We start from the raw sequence: 16,423 nt of genomic DNA on the forward strand, positions 1-16,423 counted from the left end.
GGGCTTCACCTGCGGGTTCCGCTCTGGTGGGGAATACTCGGGGTCGGTTTGGCTGAGCGGCGTGCCATCACGTATGCTTTCGAAGCCTCCGGCGGGGCCGGATGGGAGCAAGACCGTCAGAACTTGTGAGTGTGCAATGATGGCGGGGCCGCCCTCATCGTCTAGCGGCCCAGGACGCCGCCCTTTCAAGGCGGTAGCACGGGTTCGAATCCCGTTGGGGGCACGGTCCGACCTCGGTCGGATGAGCTAGGTCCTGTGGAGCAGTTGGAGTGCTCGCCGCCCTGTCAAGGCGGAGGTCGCGGGTTCAAGTCCCGTCAGGACCGCAAACGTTGAAGGCCGCGCTAGCACGCGCGGCCTTCAACATATCGGGTAGGTGACCCGGCCCGTCGGCGACCTCGGCGGGCAGGTAGCATGACCCGAAGCACGGCCAGGTAGCTCAGTTGGTACGAGCGTCCGACTGAAAATCGGAAGGTCGGCGGTTCGACCCCGCCCCTGGCCACATAGCCTTTCGCCGGGCTATACGGTCCCCACCAGCGGCAACGTAGGTGGGGATCTTTTGTATCCGGCGTTGCCTGGGAGCTCTGAGGATGGCCGTGGTTGAGGCCACCTGCCGCCGTGTCCGCTCCGGGTCGAAGTCGATCACAAACTCGACGGTAGGTAAGTCCGTAGGCACCTAGGTTTGTACGTACTAACCTAGTCTCACCTGAGAGCTCGCCAATTGGGGCAGCCGAAGGTAACATCCGCGTTCCCGCCGTCTTCGCGTATCCACTGGTGGATGCCTTCCACCGTGGTTAGGGACACGGTGGCCGCGGTACCTGGCCCAAAGTTCTTGATAAACGGCGCGGGCCAGAAGCTAATCACCTGCCTACCTCCGGACTGTTCCGGATGGCCTTCTCGTGCTGCTGGTGCCTCTACCCGTCTGCCGGTTGCCAGCACGACATGATCCAGGCCGGAGAACATGACGACGTCACCCCTGACGGGGCGAGACAGTAGAGGCCCTGCGCCGTTGTAGACGTGCCTTTCCATTGCCAGGTGGTGAACGAGTGTTGGTGTGAAATTTCTCGGTTCGCCGTTGGTGTAGAGGTGCCTCAGCGTATCGGTATTCACGATGTCTCCGTTCAGTATTGCTGCGACGATTACCGCTTCCCAGCAGTTCATTTCGGCGCTTCTGTTGGAGAAATTCACCTCACCCTCGCCGGTGATGAGGTTGACGAAGCTGTTGTTCGTAGGTGATTCACCCACGGGCCCTGATGGAACCCACCTCATCATCGCGCGATCCACTAATCTTTGCTCGGCGGTATGGGCGACTTCCCTCTGCAGTTCCGCCTGCACGATAGCGTCATTGAGTGATTCGAAGTCACCGCGAAGGAAGAGAATGCAAGCTGTGAGGACACGGTCTGGGTCATTGCGTTGGCACATTACCGTGTAGTCGTCCGTTTCCCGGATCTGCCACTCGGTCACAGCATTTCTGTCGAGGTCGACGAGTCTCATCGTTTACCCATCCTCTCCCCACGAGTTACTGCCAAATATTCGGCGATTTCGAAATTGACGGCATCGACAATTTCAAGCCACCGCCAGCACTGGATACCGTACTCCTGAGGCTCAATATTCGGAGGCTGTCGCCGCTGTCGTGAATTCGACAGAAATGTATGTATCAGAATGGCGTGTAGTGTCTCGGCTTGCGGCGGTGGTTCTCACTGGGTGTTTTGATCATATTTGTTCTTGTTTGACTGGCAGTCACGGTTTTGAATCGGCGAAGTTGGTAGGCATCAGCGTCTGATCCCTGTGACCCAGCCAAGGGGAAACTAAAGATCGTCATACCAGGACGTAACGGTCCCCGCCAGCGGAGACGTAGGTGAGGATCTTGTTGGATGGCCTCCGTGCGTCGATGGCCACCCGGCCAGGCCAGGTGCACGGGTCGGTTGTCTCCGCCCTGGCCCGCGCGCAGGGAGGCCGCCGCCCGTTGGGCCCGCAGCCTCCCTCGCGAACCGCACGGATCGCTAACCGGCGCAACCAGGCACGTCGCCGGAGCAGTTGTTCGGCCGATTCTTGACCACGATGGTGCCGGTGGCGGTGTTCAACTCAACTGTTGCATTGAAATCGTTGAAGATACCCCCGCCATCGGTGGCGGCGATATTCTCTACCACCTTTGTGCCGAAGAGACGGGCGGCGCCCCCGAACGTGTTGTGTATGCCGCCGCCCTCGTCACCTGCCTGGTTTCCGGTGACCTTTGTTCGTCGCAACACCAGCGAGCCGGTGTTGTAGATGCCGCCGGCATCGGTGTCCGCCGTATTGTTTGTGATGTTGCTGTTCTCGACGACGACGGAGGAGCCCGGGTTCATGCCCAGCCCGCCAACGAGGCTTGCGGTGGCGGCATTTTCGGCCACGGTGACAGATTTGAAGGTGAGTTGTGTGTCGAGGTTCACGAGGATGCCGCCGACCTCCATCGCGGTGTTGTTCGTGATGGCGGTATCCGTCACGGCGCCGATTCCAATAAACATGACAAGGCCGCCGGCGCCGAATGAGGCGTGATTGGCGTTGATCGTACTGCTGTCGATCTGGACCTCGCCCGCGCCGAAGACCCCAGCCCCGACGAAACCAGTGGTGTTGGTACGCACATTGGTCTTGCGGATCTTGAGTACGCCAAAGCTGAGGACGCCGCCACCAAAAACGGCAGCGCTATTGTCATCAACGGACGAGTGGTTTATGTGGGTAATGCCGTTGTTGGCGATGCCCCCGCCGTTGCCGTCGGCGATGTTGCGGGTGATAGCGCTGTCGTTGGCGGTGAGTCTGCCGCCGGTGTTGACGAGTATTGCGCCACCGTCGCCGATGGTCTGTCCGCCGGTGATTTTCAGGTTGTTGAGGGTGAGGTCGCCGCCGACGTTGATGGTGAGGATGCGGAACTGGTCGGCGGCGGCGGCGCGTTCGATGGTGGTGTGTTTGTTGCCGTTGAGGGTGATGGGGGTGGTGATGGTGGGCAGGCCGGCGCCGTCGAGGTTGGTGGTGAGCAGGTAGGTGCAGTCTTTGGCGAGGTTGAGGGTGGCGCCGCCGCGGGCGTTGGCGAGGGTGATCGCGGCGATCAGGGCGTCGGCGTCGCAGGGTACGGGGGTGCCCTTGGGCTCCTTCTTGCCCTTGCCCTGCTCGTCGGATTCGCCGCGGTGGCCACCGGTGGCGGGCTTGTCCGGCGTCCCGGGATGGTCCGCGGTCTTGCCAGGGCGGTCCTCGGCGCTGGTCGGGAAAGGCCGGGCGGCGTCCGCGGCGGCGGCAACCCCGACGGTGGTGAGGGCCAAGCCCGTCATCCCGGCCAGTCCGACCGCCCACCATCGTGGCTTTGGGCGGCGTTGGCGCAGCCGGCTCGGTTCGTGTTTGTGGTGCTGGTGGTCCATCGCGTGGTCCATCGCGCTCCGCTGTCCTTCCCCGTTTACGGACGAGGAGCCACCCAGAGCGGTGCGGTGTGGCGCTCCTCGGGCTACCAGGTAGGAGGCAACCAACACGAGTAAAATCCGGCATAGGGTATGTAGAGGGCGATATGTGAACAAAAGCCCCCAAATGAGATGCGAGCCTGCTTACACGTATCGGGTAGTCGCGTTGAGCTGCGGTAGTTTTGCATCCCGTGACAGCACCTGAGATCACCGTTGCCATGCCGGGAGACCGTGAGCGCGTCGTCGGCTCACTTGTCGCCGCCTTCGAGAAGGACCCCCTGCTGCGATGTTATTTCCCCGACCAGGCGACCTACCCTGAGTACGCCACTGTCTTCTTTGGGTACCTTTTCGACAAGCAGGTGCAGCAACAAACGATCTGGACGATCGAGCGCGGAGCGTCCGTCGCGATCTGGCAGGCGCCTGGGGTGGAAGGCGAGGAGCTGGACGGCGTTCTCGCCACTCACCTCCCCGCCGAGGCGCTGAGTCGCTTCGATGCCTTCCATCGGGCGATGGACGCGGCGCTGCCCACAGAGCCGTTCTGGTACCTCAGCGTCCTGGGCACCCATCCTGAGAGTATGGGTCGTCGATGGGGCCACGCGGTCATGGCAATGGGGCTGCGACACGCCGCCGCAGCGGGTCTTCCGGCGGTCCTGGAAACCAGCAACCCCGACAACGTCGAGGTGTACCGACGGGCTGGCTGGGAGGTGGCGAGCACCTTCGAGGAGCCCCTGCCCACCTGGATCATGCGGCAGTCGACGCACTGAGTTCCGGCCCCAACGCACCTCGGCAGGACCGCCGGCGCAGTCGTTGAGTGAGGCGCCGGCGGTCACTGCCTCGATGCGTACGGGCGGTCAGCAGCAGCTCGCCTGGTTGCCGCTGCCCGCCGTTTCCTTCGCCCCGGTCGGGGTGCAGCACGCGCTCTCGGTCGCCTTCTGGAGTTGGTCGGAGTCGGCCTTGACGGTGTAGACCTCCCACGGCTCCTTGCCGGGGCCGTGCACCCAGACCTTGTCTTGGAGCGCGTAGCAGCACTCGGTGTTCTGCTCCTCCAGGGTGGTAAGACCGGAGTCGGCGAGTCGCCTGGTCGCGGCGTCTACCTCGTCGGTGCTGGGCACCTCGACCCCCAGGTGGTCCAGCGCGGTGGTCTGGTCCGGCTCACCTTCCAGGAGTACGAGCTTCAGCGGCGGGTTCGTCACGGCGAAGTTGGCGTAGCCGGGGCGGCGCTTGGCTGGCTCGGTGTTGAACAGCTTCGAGTAGAAGGCGATTGAGCCTTCGAGGTCGGAGACGCGGAGCGCGAGCTGTACCCGGGACATGGCTTTCCTCCTGCTGGGTTCGATCATCTGGTTGTCGGCGTGGATGGAGCGACGCCGGCTTCGCTGTCTCGATGTTTCTCGAAGCAAACTCCAGTCTGCTCCCTGATTTGAAGACTGTCAACCTAGAGAGTTATCTAAACAGCTCTTCAGCTCCGCTGCGCCCCGGGCCCGTTTGCTGTTGATCGGGCGGTGGCCGGCTGCGGAGCCTCGACGTCGAGCCGGGCCTCCTCCTCCTGGGGGTGAAGGACGTGGGCCACGAGCGCGGCGACCAGGCAGAGGATCGCGGGCAGGACGAACGTGTAGTTCAGGGGCATCAGCTGGGTGAGCGGCCCGATGACGGCGGGTCCGCCAAGCATGCCGAGGTAGCCGAGGCCCGCGACGCGGGAGACGTTGGTGCCGGCAGCATCCGGGTCGGTGTGACCGGCCGCGCTGAAGAGCTGCGGGACGGCGCCGGAGAGACCGATTCCGAGCAGCGTCCACCCGGCGAGAGCGAGTGGGATCGACGGCGCGAGCGCGATGGTGGTGAGGGCGAGCGCGGCCAGCGCGCAGCCGTACCGGACGATGGCCACCGGGCCGAAACGGGCGACGATGGTGTCGGTGAGGAAGCGTCCAATCGTCATGGCGGCGGCGAAGGCTCCGTAGGCGAGCGCGGCGGTGGCGGCGGGTGTGTCGAACGCGTCGCGCATGGACAACGTGCTCCAGTCGTTGGCGACGCCTTCGGTGAGCATCAGGATCAGTGCGAGCCCGGCGAGCGCCCAGATGCGCAGCGGAGCTTTGGTCCGGCGGCTCCTGGTGGTGCTGGCTGGGGTCCGCGCGCCGGTGTTCGCCGGCAACGACAGCAGTGCGGGCGCGGCGGCCGCGGTGGCTGCCAGGCCGAGGAGGCTGACCGTGGTCAGCGTGGTTGTGGGGCCCCAGCCCCAGCTGAGGGTCCGCGCGCCGGCCAGTGCGGCGAGGACGCCGCCGACGGAGAACATGGCATGGAACGCGGACATGATCGGGCGCTTGTATCCAGCCTCGACCTGCACCGCGTGGGCGTTCATGCTGACGTCCAGGCAGCCGTTGCCGATGCCCAGCACCAGTAGGGCCAGGCCCAGTGTCCCGGCGTTCCCAGCGAAGGCGGGCGGGATCAGCGTCGCGCTGCACAGGGCCGCGCTCAGCGGGACGACCCGACGCGCGCCGAAGCGGTCGGTGAGGGGTCCCACGACCTGCATCCCGACGAAAGCGCCGGCACCGAGGAGGAGCAGGAGCCAGCCGAGTGTGGCGTGGCTGATGGCGGCCCGGTGCTCGATGACAGGGATATGGACGACCCAGATCCCCAGGATGAAGCCGTTGAGGGTGAAGTAGGCGAAGGTGGCCAGCCGAGCCGCCCGTAGCGATTCAAACATGCAAGCGAACATAGCAAACATGTTTTTTGTTCTAATCTCGAAATTTGAACGCAACTGGTGTTCAATAGGGGGATGGCGAGCGTGGACCGACACCGACAGATCACCGATGCCGTACGCCGGGCCGGGCGGCTCAGCGTCGCGGAGCTGGCGGAGCGAACCGGCACCTCGGAGATGACCGTCCGCCGAGACCTGGAGCTCCTGGCCGAGCAGGGCCTGCTTGAGCGCTACCGGGGTGGGGCCAGAAGCGTGCTGCTGCGCGGCGACGAACCCCCGTTCGCGCTTCGGGCGAGCGAGGGTGCGGAGGTTAAACAACGAATCGCCGCGGCGGTAGCCGAGATGATCGCGGACGGCGAGGCGATCGTCATCGACGCTGGCACCACCTGCCTTGTGGTGGCCCGCGCACTGGCGCGTCGCCGCCTAACCGTCATGCCGCTGTCCCTGCACGCGACCAACGCCCTCGTCGGCGCACCCCAACTGAGGCTGCTCCTGCCTGGTGGGGAGCCCCGCCCCGGCGAGCTGGCGCTGACCGGCCCCCTGGCGGAGGCGTCCCTCGCCACGCTGCGCTTCGACACCGCGGTCATCGGCTGCTGCGGCCTGACCGCCACAAACGGGCTGACCGCGTACGACCTGGCTGACGCCGCGATCAAGCGCGCCGCGATTGCATCGGCCCACCGCGTCATCGTGGTAGCTGAGGCGGCCAAACTCTCCCGTACTGCCCTCGCCCTGGTCGCTCCCGCCGCTGCGCTGCACGCTGTCGTAACCACCGCTGACGCCCCCGACGAGGAGGTGGACGCCCTGAAAGCCCTCGGCGTCGCCGTACGTCAGGTGTGATCCGTGAGCCGCTCACCTGCGGGCCCAGCTCGTGGGGGTGGGCTGGTGCTCGATAATCCGGGTGACAGCGGCGGTGTGGGCTGCCTACCCTGACGGAGGTTCCGTACCCTGCTCTGGGCCGCTGCCCTGGGAGAGAGATTTTATGATCCAGCCCGCGCCGAGTGCGCCTCGCTGCACCGTTCAGTAGTCCGCTTCTCGATGCCGCTCCTTCCGAGCGGTAAGTGACCGGACGTTATCTTCCGGTGCCTGACTCCGCCACCCATGCCCGGCGTGCGTATGCCACGACGGGTCGAGGCGAGGCTTGCTCGGCCTGCTCTTGCTGTCCCTACCAGCATTTCAGCAAGGAGCACCCCGGGTGTCCAACACCAAGAAGACTCTCTCGCGTACGTCGCAGAACATCCTGAAGATCGACACGTTCTCCTGTATCCGGTGCGGCCTCACCGTGTCCGCCGCCGCCGGAGACGGTGTCCGGCGCAATCACTGCCCGTCCTGTCTGCACTCCCAGCACGTTCACGATCACGTCGAGGGCGGTCCCAGCGACTGTCGGAGCCGGATGTCGCCGATCGCCATCGCCGTGCTCCGCACTGGCGACTGGATGGTCATCCACCGCTGCGTACGCTGCGATGAGCTGACCGCCAACCCCATCTGCGCCGACGACAACCAGCTCATCTTGATGCGTATCGCCGTGCGCCCACTGGCGCAGCCCCCGTTTCCGCTCGAAACGTTCGGCGACCTCTGAATCGACTGGAGGTATCGACGATGCCAAGGCGTAGCGGAAGCGCGTACGAGCGGGCGCGAGCCAACCGGCGGCCACAGCGACACAAGGACGTTCTCCACCGGCAGGGTGGGCATCGGGCGAACGACTTCCGATGCGTGGGCTGCCGGCTGGACGTGTCGTCCGAGGCGCCCGGCACCACGCACCGCAATCACTGCCCGAACTGCCTGGCCAGCCTGCACGTGGACCGGCGAATCCCCGGCGACCGAGCCGCGACCTGCCGCGGCCGGATGGAGGCGTTGAGCATGTCGGTGCGGCCCGACGGTGAATGGATGATCATCCACCAGTGCCGCTCCTGCGGCGAGCTCAGCGCCAACCGGATCGCCGGCGACGACAACGCACTGATCCTCGTACGGTTGGCGGTCAAGCCGTTACGGGATCCCGGCATCGCCCGGCGCATGTTTCTCGTACCGTGATCGACCGATCGACACCTGACCGCTGAGGTCGGTGGGCGGAGGGCTCGGCGAGCTGATCCTGACCAGTTCGGCTCGCCGAGCTGCCCACCACCACGTCGACTCGCCGGCCGACTTTCTGCCACTTCGGACTGTCGGCGGATCGCCGCTACCCTGGCGTGATGTCCCAAGACCAACCGACGCGGGCGGAGTTGGCCCCGATTCCCCGTTCCGGCGCGCGCATCGGGCCGGAGTACGACCAGCTTCGAAAGACCGGCGACGTGCATCAGGTGCTGCTGCCGGATACCTCTATGGCCTGGCTGGTCACCAGCCCGGACCTGGTCTCCCGGGCGCTGGCCGACCCCCGCCTGGCCCTCAACCGAAAGCACAGCCGGGGCGGCTGGTCCGGATTCGCGCTGCCGCCGGCCCTCGACGCGAACCTACTCAACCTGGACGCACCCGATCACACCCGACTGCGCCGCCTGGTCGGCCCGGCCTTCAGCCCACAGCGGGTCGCCGCACTGCGTCCCCGGATCCAACGAACCGCCGAAGAGCTGGCGGAGACGATGGTCGCCACGGGTAGCCCCGTCGACCTGGTCACCGGCTATTGCACGCCGCTCTCCGTCCAGGTGATCGCCGACCTGCTGGGCGTACCGGACGCTGGGCGTACCGATCTGCGGGCCTGGACCGACACGATGCTCACCAGCTACCCGCCGGATCGGGATGCTATCCGGCAGGCGGTCGTCGAACTACACGGCTACGTCGTCAACCTGATCGAGGCGAAGCAACAGCGACCCGGCGACGACCTGCTCAGCGCCTTGGTCGCCACCGAGCAGGAGGGGGACCGGCTTACCCGGGACGAACTGACCTCACTGGCCTTCCTGATCCTGTTCGCCGGGTACGAGAACACCGCCAACCTGATCGCCTCGACCGTGCTGCGCCTACTTGACCATGGCAGCCTCCGTGGGGTGCGGGTTTCCGAGGCGATCGAGGAGACGCTGCGCCTCGAACCGCCTGCACCCGCCGCGATCCGTCGCTTCCCCACCGAGGAGATGACCATCGGGGGCGCCACGATTCCGGCCGGCGACACGGTGCTGCTGAGCATCGCCGCCGCCACCCGGGGGGCGGATGGAAACCCCGCGCGGCTCGCCTTCGGCAACGGCCCCCACTACTGCCTCGGTGCGGCCCTGGCCCGGGTCGAGGCCGAGGAGGCGATCACCGTGCTGGCCCGGCGGCTGCCAGGCCTGGCACTCGCCGTACCCGGGGCGCCGGTCCGGTGGCGGCCGACGTTCCGCACGCACGGCCCCGCCGAACTCCTGGTTGCCTGGTAGCCGGCCGTGGGCTGGCCCGGCGCCGGCCCTACCTCGCAGGTAATGGACAGCGAGACGTCGGCGACGGACGATGCTGGGATGACCGTCACGAGACCCGCCGTTGGGGTGATGCTGCGGGACTGGCGCCGTCGGCGCCGACTCAGCCAGCTGGAGCTCTCTATCCGGGCCGACATCTCCACCCGACACCTCAGCTTCCTGGAGACTGGTCGCTCGTCGCCGAGCCGGGAGATGGTGTTGCAGCTGGCGGATCGGCTGGACCTGGCGTTGCGGGAGCGGAACCGGCTGCTGTTGGCCGCTGGGTTCGCGCCGGTCTATCCAGAGAACGCGCTGGACGCTCCGCCCATGACCGTCATCCGCGCTGCTATTCGACAGGTGCTCGACGGGCACGAACCGTACCCCGCCGTCGTCGTTGACCGGGGTTGGAACCTGGTGGCGGCCAACGAGAGCCTGTCGGTGCTCACCGATCTGGTGGCACCCGAGCTGCTCATGCCGCCGGCGAATGTCCTCCGGGCGAGTCTGCACCCGGCAGGGTTGGCCCCACACATCGTGAACCTGGGTGAGTGGCGGTGGCACCTGTTGCATCGGCTGGGCCGGCAGGTGGAGTTCAGTGGTGACCCCGATCTGGCTGACCTTGAGGAGGAGCTGCGGGGCTACCCCGGCGGTGCGGCCCATGCCGTCGGCCCGATGACCAACGACATCGTGGTACCGGTGCGACTGCGCCGAGACGGCCGGGTGCTCAACCTCTTCACCACGGTGGCAACCTTCGGTACGCCCTTGGACGTAACCCTCTCCGAGTTGTCGATCGAGTCGTTCTATCCCGCCGACGAGGAGACCGCGCGAGAGCTGAGAAGCCGGCGCTCGGCTTCCAGGTGAACCGCTCGGCTTCCGGCTGAAGGCTGGCCCGGTGGTCGGCGTGCTGTCGAGCTGCCCTGATGAATGGGGCGTGAAACGGGCGGAACGGTGGTGCCGATGGTGTCGGCGGTGTCGGTGGTGTCGCGGGGTGTTGGGTCGGTCGGAAAAGTGGGTGAGGATTGGACCGATTGGCGGGAACTGGTGTCGGGCATCTTTGGGGTCGCCCCGGAAACGGTCTGATGGGTGGGCAGCTCGACAGTGTGGCGCGGCAATGGTGTGGCTTGGCAATGGTGTGGCCCGGCAATGGTGTGCGGCGGGGCGGGGTTCGCTACCTGATAGGTAATCGACACGGTGTTATTGGGCTGTCACTGTCGAGTCATGAAGAGCGTGCTGCCGGTGGTAGTGGCGGGGCGTGCCCTCCTCCGGTGGCTCCACGTGCCACGTGATGTCGAAAGGAGTGAATCGATGCCTGATTTTACCGTCGCGCAGGCCGCCGATCTCTTCCGTGCCCGGCCGGACCGCCTTGTCGATGTGGGTCAAGGTCAGGTTGCGGTCCGCAGTATTGGCGAAGGGCCAGACGTGCTCTTCGTGCATGGCTGGCCGGTCAGCGGGGCAACGTTCCGTAGCCTGTTGCCCTTTTTCGTTCCGCGCTTTCGATGCCACGTTATTGATCTCGTTGGGGCCGGCGACAGCCGCTTCGACCGGGCCGTTCGCATTGATGTCGCCACGCACGCGGCGGCGGTACGGCACGTCCTGGACAACCTTGCCCTGAAGGATGTGGCGGTGGTGGGCCATGACAGCGGTGGGCTCATCGCGCGATGTGCCCTGGCCGGGGATCCTCGCGTCCGCTCCTGGGGTCTGATCGACACCGAGCAGCCGCAGGGGGCCCACTGGCGCCTCTCGCTGCTGTTCGCCACCCGCCACCTACCCGGATTCGAGCGTCTGCTCACGTTCGCGTTGAACAATCGGCTACTGCGGCGAAACCGGTTCGTTCTCGGCGACGCCTTCCAGGACCGAAAACTGCTGGACGGAGATTTCGCGGAGTTCTTCCTGCGGCCCCTCAAGGAGAGCGCCGATCTGCGTTGGGCATTCGGCCAGTTCCCCCGGAACTTCGACTTCTCGGCTTTCGAAGCTCTGGCTGGCCTGCACTCCCGCATCACCGTTCCCGTCCAGCTGGTTTGGGGTGCCGACGACCCCTACTTCCCGGTGGCCTGGACCCGCACGATGATGTCCGGGTTCCGGGGTGACGTTCGCCTGCACGAAGTGCGGCGCGGCAAGCTCTTCGTCCACGAGGAGTTCGCCGAAGAAGTCGCTGCCGCGCTGACGCCCACGCTGGCCGCGCCCCGCCCCCCGATCCGGGCCCATCGCGGGTAGCCAGCGGCGCCGACGTGGCCGGCGGCGGGTGAGGCTGGGGGAGAGCTCCCGCCGCCGGCCACGAGTCAACCGGAGCCTGGCCGAGGTCAACTCGTCGGGAAGTTGTCGGGGGTGCTGATCCGGCTGCGGAGGAGATTGCCGGAGGCGGTCAGGTTCGATGTCCCGGAGAAGTTGCCGCTGTTGCAGGTTCCGGGGTTGAACGCTCCGCTGCCCTCGTTGGCGTCGGAGTAGGTCCAGTTCGCGTAGCCGATCTTCAGCTGGTCGAGCAGGTTGATCCAGGCGTTGGTGCTGCCCACGTCGACCCCACCGTCACCGGTGTAGTCGACGGTGCCGAACTCGGTGACGAACAGCGGGAGTGCCGCCGCCGCGCGCTGCACCTCGGCCCGGTAGAGGTCCTGGTGCGACGCGGCGTAGAAGTGGAACGCGTACATGATGTTGCTGGCGTTGACCGGATTGTTGATGACCTCGTCGGCGTTGGCTCCCTCGGAGACGCCGAGCGAGGACCAGCCACGGGTGCCAACGATGATCACGGCATCCGGATCGTTGGCCCGGATCACCGGGATAACCTGCTCGGCATAGCTTTTGATGGTGCCCCAGCCGACCCCGTTGGGCTCGTTGGCGATCTCGTAGATGACGTTCTTCTTGTCGGCGTTGCGAGAAGCGACGGCGGCGAAGAAGGTCTTCGCCCGATCGAGGTTGTACATCGGGTCGCCCGGTGTCAGCGTGTGGAAGTCGATCATCGCGTAGAGGCCGCGTTCCTCGGCCTCGTCCACGAGCTCGTTGACCCGGTTGGTGAACCACGGCGGGTTGGTCTCGTAGCCCCCCTCCTGCACGTACATCGCGATCCGGAACAGGTCGGCCCGCCACTCGTCGGCCAGTACGTTGAGCGAGGCGTCGTTGTAGCAGTTGTTGAACCACTGCAGGCCGTGGGTGCTCATGCCGCGCAGCTGGATCGGCTGGTGGTACTGGTTGCACAGGTTCACCCCGCAGACGTACAACTGGCCGTTGATCGCCAACGGGGTCTGGTCGTCGCCCGGGGGTGGGGGCGTGCTGCCGCCGCCGACCATCCAGACCTGGTTGGGCTGGGTGCCGCCGCCGCCGAAACAGTCCCAGATTTGGAGTCGGGTGCCGTTGCCGGTGCCCTGCTCCACCGCGTCAAGGCACTTGCCGGACTGCGGGTTGGTGATGGTGCCGTCGCCGTTGACCTGCCAACTCTGGGCTCCGGTGCCGTTGCAGGCGTAGAGCTGCACCCGGGCGCCGTTGGCGGTGGACCCGCCGGAGACGTCCAGGCATTTGCCGGTCTGTGGGTTGACGAAGGTGTTGCCGGAACGGCTCCAGAGCTGGTTCCAGTTTGCGGTGCAGTCCCAGAGCTGGATCGGGGTGCTGTCGGCGGTGCCGAGGTCCAGGAGGTCCAGGCATCGTCCGCTGGCCTGGCCGACGATGGTGCCGCCGTCACCCGGCGGCGGTGGGGGTGGGGGACTCGTTCCGATGTTCACATCGGCGGAGAAGTTGTTGACGGCCAGCCCGACCCCGCCGTTCCACGGTTCGAAGCCCGCCTGCAGGCTGGTCAGGTACCAGTCGTTGGTGACCTGGGTCCGCGCGACAACGTCGTCGATGAAGTCCTTGACGTTGAACGACCAGCTGTTGATGGTCGCCGGTGCGAGGTAGGAGACGACGTCGTTGCCGCCGTTGTTACCTCGCCAGACCTCCCAGTTACGTCCCCCCACCGAGGTGTTGCCGACCGGACCGCCGATCGGCTGGATCGAACCCTGTCGGTGGAACCAGATCATGATCTCCATCTGGCTCACTCCGTCGGTCTTCGGAGTCGGATCCATCCAGATGTCGTAGGTGGCGTTGTAGGCGCCGCCCGCGTATCCGTAGCTGATCGCGGACGGGACGCTGCTGACCTGGCTGAGCTGCGCCGGCAGGTTGGTCCCGGGTGAGCAGTTCTGGTAGTGGCAGCCGAGCACCACCGACGGGTAGGAGAGCGGCCGCCCGGAGGTGGAGGTGGATCCCTGCTGCGAGGTGATCCGGAAGCCATTGTTGGTGGTTTCGATGCACTGCTCGGCGGCGCTGCCCCAGCGGTTGTTCTGGACGATGTACTTGTCCTGGATGGTGGTGGTGCCGTACTGCTCGCAGATCGTCGCTGCTTGCGCCGGCGTTGCGGCGACCAGCGCGGCGGTGGCCGCGACCGCGAGCACGGTCAGGGCCTGGAACAGGCGTCTCATGTCGTACCTCCTTGTCTCGGGGTGCCCTGGGAGCGCTCCAAGCAATGGCATGTACCGATGTAACCATGTCGCTTCGGGATCGAGAAGAGGTGATGAAAGCCTGTTTCAGGCAGGCGTCGCGCGGATCTGGCCGTCATCACCGCTGATCTGTTCCGGTCACCGGACTTCTGCCATGATGTCCGGGCGAAGCGCGCGAACTCGCGCGACGGGGGTGGAGGCATGACGGTGAGATCGCGCCGATGACCATGGTGGTTGACGTTCGGCAGGTTACGGTCCGATACGGCTCGACGCTGGTTCTGGACCGGATCGACCTCCAGGTCCCCGAGGGCGGCGCCGTCGCACTGGTCGGCGAGAACGGCGCCGGAAAGTCCACTTTGCTGCGGTGCGTCACCGGCCTGCAGGAGCCAACCGCCGGTGAGATCTCCGTCTTCGCGGCGGTGCCGGGCCGCGGTGCGGAGTTCTGGCGACAGGTAGCCACCACAGTGGAGTCGCCGAGCTGGTACCAGGGCCTGACCGTGCGGGAACATCTCGACCTGGTCCGGGTGGTCAACGGCGGCGACCCCGACGATGGACACATCGCCGAGCTCTGCGTCACCCTCGGTCTGGCCGGGCTCTCCGACAGCCTGCCCAGCACCCTCTCCTCCGGGCAGCGGCAGCGCTTCCTGCTCGCCGCGACCCTCGTGCGGCCCAGCCGACTCCTCGTCCTGGACGAGCCCGAGCAACGCCTCGACACCCGGATCAAGGGTGCGGTCGCCGCCCACCTGCGCTCGTACGTGGCGGCCGGCGGCACGCTCGTCATGGCCAGCCACGACGACGGGTTCCGGGTCGGCGTCGGCGCCGGCGAGGTCGTACTCATCCGGCCGGAGGCGGAGTGACCCCGGTCGCGGCCCCGGCCCGGCCGGCGGCCCCGGCCCCGATTAATGCCCGCCGCTGGGTACGCCGCCGCCGGATCGCCGCCGAGGGCCGCGTCGACCTCGGCGCTGTCTACGTCGTCACCCTCACGGTGCTGATGGCCCTCGCGCTGGTCGGGCAGCCGGTGGTGCGGGTGGTCTGGCCACCGGATCCGCTCGGTGCCCCGGCGGTGTCCCCGTTCGTCGCAGCGGTGGCGGTCCTCGCCGCCTTCTTCGTCGTGCTGCGCCAACTCGGCCCGCTCTCGGTCAGCCGCGGCGACGCCACCTGGCTGCTGCTCGCGCCGATACCCCGGCGTACGCTGCTCGCGCCGGCGCTCGCCCTCACCACCGTCGCCGCGCTCGTCGTCGGCGCTGCCATGGGAATCGCGGTGACCGGGCGCGTCGTCGCCCGCCCGGCCGAGCCCCTGGCGCTGTGGGCCGGTGCCACCACCGGCGCGGCTGCCGCGGTCTTCGTGGCGTTGCTCGCCATCGCCGGCCAGCCCCGGCCCGCCGCGGCCCGCCTCGCGGACGGCGGGGGCGTCGCGGTCGGCGCGGGTAGCCTCGTCGTGGCCGCCGCGTTGAGCGCCACCGGCGGTTACCGCCTGCCCGCCTTGCCGATACCACCGGTGGTGGTGCTCGCCACCGGTGTCGCCGCCCTGGTCACGGGGGTGTTCCTGGTCGTTTTGACGTTGCGGACGGTGGAGGGTTGGCCCGCCGCGCCGATCGCCGAGGCGTCGATCAACGCGGGCGCGTACGCCGATGTCGCCTACGCGGTTGAACCCTCCTACCTGGCCGAGATGAGTGCCCGCCGGTTCTGGCGCAGCCGGACCCGGGTCCGGACGATGCGGCTGCTGCCGACCCGCTGGCTCTCTCCGCTCATCGCCCAGGATCTGATCATTCTGCGTCGGAAGGCGCCGCGGCTCTGGTGGCCGGTTGGCGCGGTAGCCGTCCCGGTCTACCTCGCCGAAGGTCCGGTCTGGCTGCTGATCGGCGTGGTCCTGATCGGCGCGCTGGGCGCCGCCGGCTTTACCGGGGAGTCCACGCACAGTGACGCCGCGAACCCGGCGCTACTGCGGCTGCTCGGGGTCACGGGCCGTCGCGTGACCGCCGCGCGACTCGTGGTGCCCGCCGCCATCGGTGGTGGCTGGCTCGCGATCACCCTGGCCGTGTTGCAGGGCCTCGGGGCGCTCACCGGGCCGTGGTGGGCGCTCGGTCTGCTGGCGGGGCCGGCCGTGGCGGCGGGTGCCTACCAGCGGGCGAAGGCGAGTGCCGCCTCGCTCGGCACCATCCTGATCGACACGCCGCTCGGGGCGTTTCCGGCCGGAATGCTGCTCTGGCTGATCAACGGGGTCGATGTTCTCGCCGTACTGACCCTGCCGGTCTCGGTCGGCCTGGTGCTGCTGCCGGTGCCGGAGGTGCTCGGTTGGCCGTGGCTGCTCGCGCAGGCGGCCAGCTCGGTGCTGGGGTGCGTGCTGCTGGTGCGGCTATCCGCCCGCACCACCGGCGCACTCTGACCCGTGCCACGGGCTCGCCTTGACCGTGCCACGGGTCCGCCTTGACCGTGCCACGGGTCCGGGGACCGTGCCACGGGCTCGCTCTGACCGTGCCGATCACTCCCGGACGGTCGGTGCCG

Annotated in this window: 14 protein-coding genes and 3 tRNA genes; 12 read left to right on the top strand and 5 right to left on the bottom strand. The window is 67.1% G+C overall.

The genetic code is table 11. The features are described from left to right. Positions 1-150 precede the first annotated feature (150 nt). The 3 genes from SALPAC3_RS0114985 to SALPAC3_RS0114995 all read left to right on the top strand — a co-directional run bounded on the left by SALPAC3_RS0114985 (position 151) and on the right by SALPAC3_RS0114995 (position 499). Positions 151-223, top strand: a tRNA-Glu gene (locus SALPAC3_RS0114985). 26 nt (positions 224-249) lie between these two features. Further along, a tRNA-Asp gene (locus SALPAC3_RS0114990) sits at positions 250-323 on the top strand. A 102-nt stretch (positions 324-425) separates the two neighbouring features. Further along, a tRNA-Phe gene (locus SALPAC3_RS0114995) sits at positions 426-499 on the top strand. A gap of 200 nt (positions 500-699) precedes the next feature. On the opposite strand, the gene SALPAC3_RS27210 is transcribed toward SALPAC3_RS0114995, so the two are convergent. Together SALPAC3_RS27210 and SALPAC3_RS0115005 are read right to left on the bottom strand one after the other, a co-directional pair. Further along, entirely contained in the window at positions 700-1,491 is a 792-nt protein-coding gene (locus SALPAC3_RS27210; RefSeq protein ID WP_232430506.1) for a hypothetical protein, read from the bottom strand. A gap of 509 nt (positions 1,492-2,000) precedes the next feature. Continuing rightward, on the bottom strand, positions 2,001-3,386 hold the full coding sequence (locus SALPAC3_RS0115005) for a right-handed parallel beta-helix repeat-containing protein (RefSeq protein ID WP_026185587.1): 1,386 nt from the start codon (positions 3,384-3,386) through the stop codon (positions 2,001-2,003). A gap of 254 nt (positions 3,387-3,640) precedes the next feature. Between SALPAC3_RS0115005 and SALPAC3_RS0115010 the strand changes: the two genes are divergently transcribed. Then, positions 3,641-4,186, top strand: coding sequence for a GNAT family N-acetyltransferase (locus SALPAC3_RS0115010; RefSeq protein ID WP_018222038.1), 546 nt, complete (start codon positions 3,641-3,643; stop codon positions 4,184-4,186). Positions 4,187-4,273: 87 nt separating this feature from the next. Here SALPAC3_RS0115010 and SALPAC3_RS0115015 read toward each other — a convergent pair whose 3' ends face one another. Both SALPAC3_RS0115015 and SALPAC3_RS0115020 read right to left on the bottom strand, forming a co-directional pair. Continuing rightward, the gene (locus tag SALPAC3_RS0115015) at positions 4,274-4,732 is read right to left on the bottom strand and encodes an ArsI/CadI family heavy metal resistance metalloenzyme (protein WP_018222039.1); all 459 of its coding nucleotides are present in this window, start codon (positions 4,730-4,732) and stop codon (positions 4,274-4,276) included. A gap of 146 nt (positions 4,733-4,878) precedes the next feature. Further along, entirely contained in the window at positions 4,879-6,129 is a 1,251-nt protein-coding gene (locus tag SALPAC3_RS0115020) for an MFS transporter (RefSeq protein ID WP_026185589.1), read from the bottom strand. Between the two features lie 60 nt (positions 6,130-6,189). On the opposite strand from SALPAC3_RS0115020, the gene SALPAC3_RS0115025 reads away from it, so the two are divergent. The 6 genes from SALPAC3_RS0115025 to SALPAC3_RS0115050 all read left to right on the top strand — a co-directional run bounded on the left by SALPAC3_RS0115025 (position 6,190) and on the right by SALPAC3_RS0115050 (position 11,672). Then, a complete protein-coding gene (locus SALPAC3_RS0115025; RefSeq protein ID WP_018222041.1) occupies positions 6,190-6,948 on the top strand; it encodes a DeoR/GlpR family DNA-binding transcription regulator in 759 nt (252 codons plus the stop codon). 355 nt (positions 6,949-7,303) lie between these two features. Then, a complete protein-coding gene (locus SALPAC3_RS0115030) occupies positions 7,304-7,687 on the top strand; it encodes an RNHCP domain-containing protein (protein WP_018222042.1) in 384 nt (127 codons plus the stop codon). Positions 7,688-7,707: 20 nt separating this feature from the next. Further along, complete coding sequence (locus SALPAC3_RS0115035) at positions 7,708-8,139, top strand: RNHCP domain-containing protein (RefSeq protein WP_026185590.1); 432 nt, start codon at positions 7,708-7,710, stop codon at positions 8,137-8,139. A gap of 158 nt (positions 8,140-8,297) precedes the next feature. Next, positions 8,298-9,446 (top strand): cytochrome P450 family protein, encoded by a 1,149-nt coding sequence (locus SALPAC3_RS0115040; protein ID WP_018222044.1) that lies wholly within the window; start codon positions 8,298-8,300, stop codon positions 9,444-9,446. Between the two features lie 42 nt (positions 9,447-9,488). After that, positions 9,489-10,319, top strand: a complete 831-nt coding sequence (locus SALPAC3_RS0115045) for a helix-turn-helix domain-containing protein (RefSeq protein WP_018222045.1) — start codon at positions 9,489-9,491, stop codon at positions 10,317-10,319. A gap of 444 nt (positions 10,320-10,763) precedes the next feature. Next, a complete protein-coding gene (locus tag SALPAC3_RS0115050; protein ID WP_026185591.1) occupies positions 10,764-11,672 on the top strand; it encodes an alpha/beta fold hydrolase in 909 nt (302 codons plus the stop codon). 86 nt (positions 11,673-11,758) lie between these two features. Here SALPAC3_RS0115050 and SALPAC3_RS29420 read toward each other — a convergent pair whose 3' ends face one another. Next, entirely contained in the window at positions 11,759-13,900 is a 2,142-nt protein-coding gene (locus tag SALPAC3_RS29420) for a GH12 family glycosyl hydrolase domain-containing protein (RefSeq protein WP_026185592.1), read from the bottom strand. 239 nt (positions 13,901-14,139) lie between these two features. Between SALPAC3_RS29420 and SALPAC3_RS0115060 the strand changes: the two genes are divergently transcribed. Further along, the gene (locus SALPAC3_RS0115060) at positions 14,140-14,775 is read left to right on the top strand and encodes an ABC transporter ATP-binding protein (protein WP_018222049.1); all 636 of its coding nucleotides are present in this window, start codon (positions 14,140-14,142) and stop codon (positions 14,773-14,775) included. After that, positions 14,772-16,304 (top strand): DUF6297 family protein, encoded by a 1,533-nt coding sequence (locus tag SALPAC3_RS0115065; protein WP_018222050.1) that lies wholly within the window; start codon positions 14,772-14,774, stop codon positions 16,302-16,304. The genes SALPAC3_RS0115060 and SALPAC3_RS0115065 overlap by 4 nt, the downstream gene beginning before the upstream one ends. Positions 16,305-16,423: the final 119 nt, after the last annotated feature.

Origin of the sequence: Salinispora pacifica DSM 45544, assembly GCF_000378845.1 — a bacterium.
GTDB lineage: Bacteria > Actinomycetota > Actinomycetes > Mycobacteriales > Micromonosporaceae > Micromonospora > Micromonospora pacifica.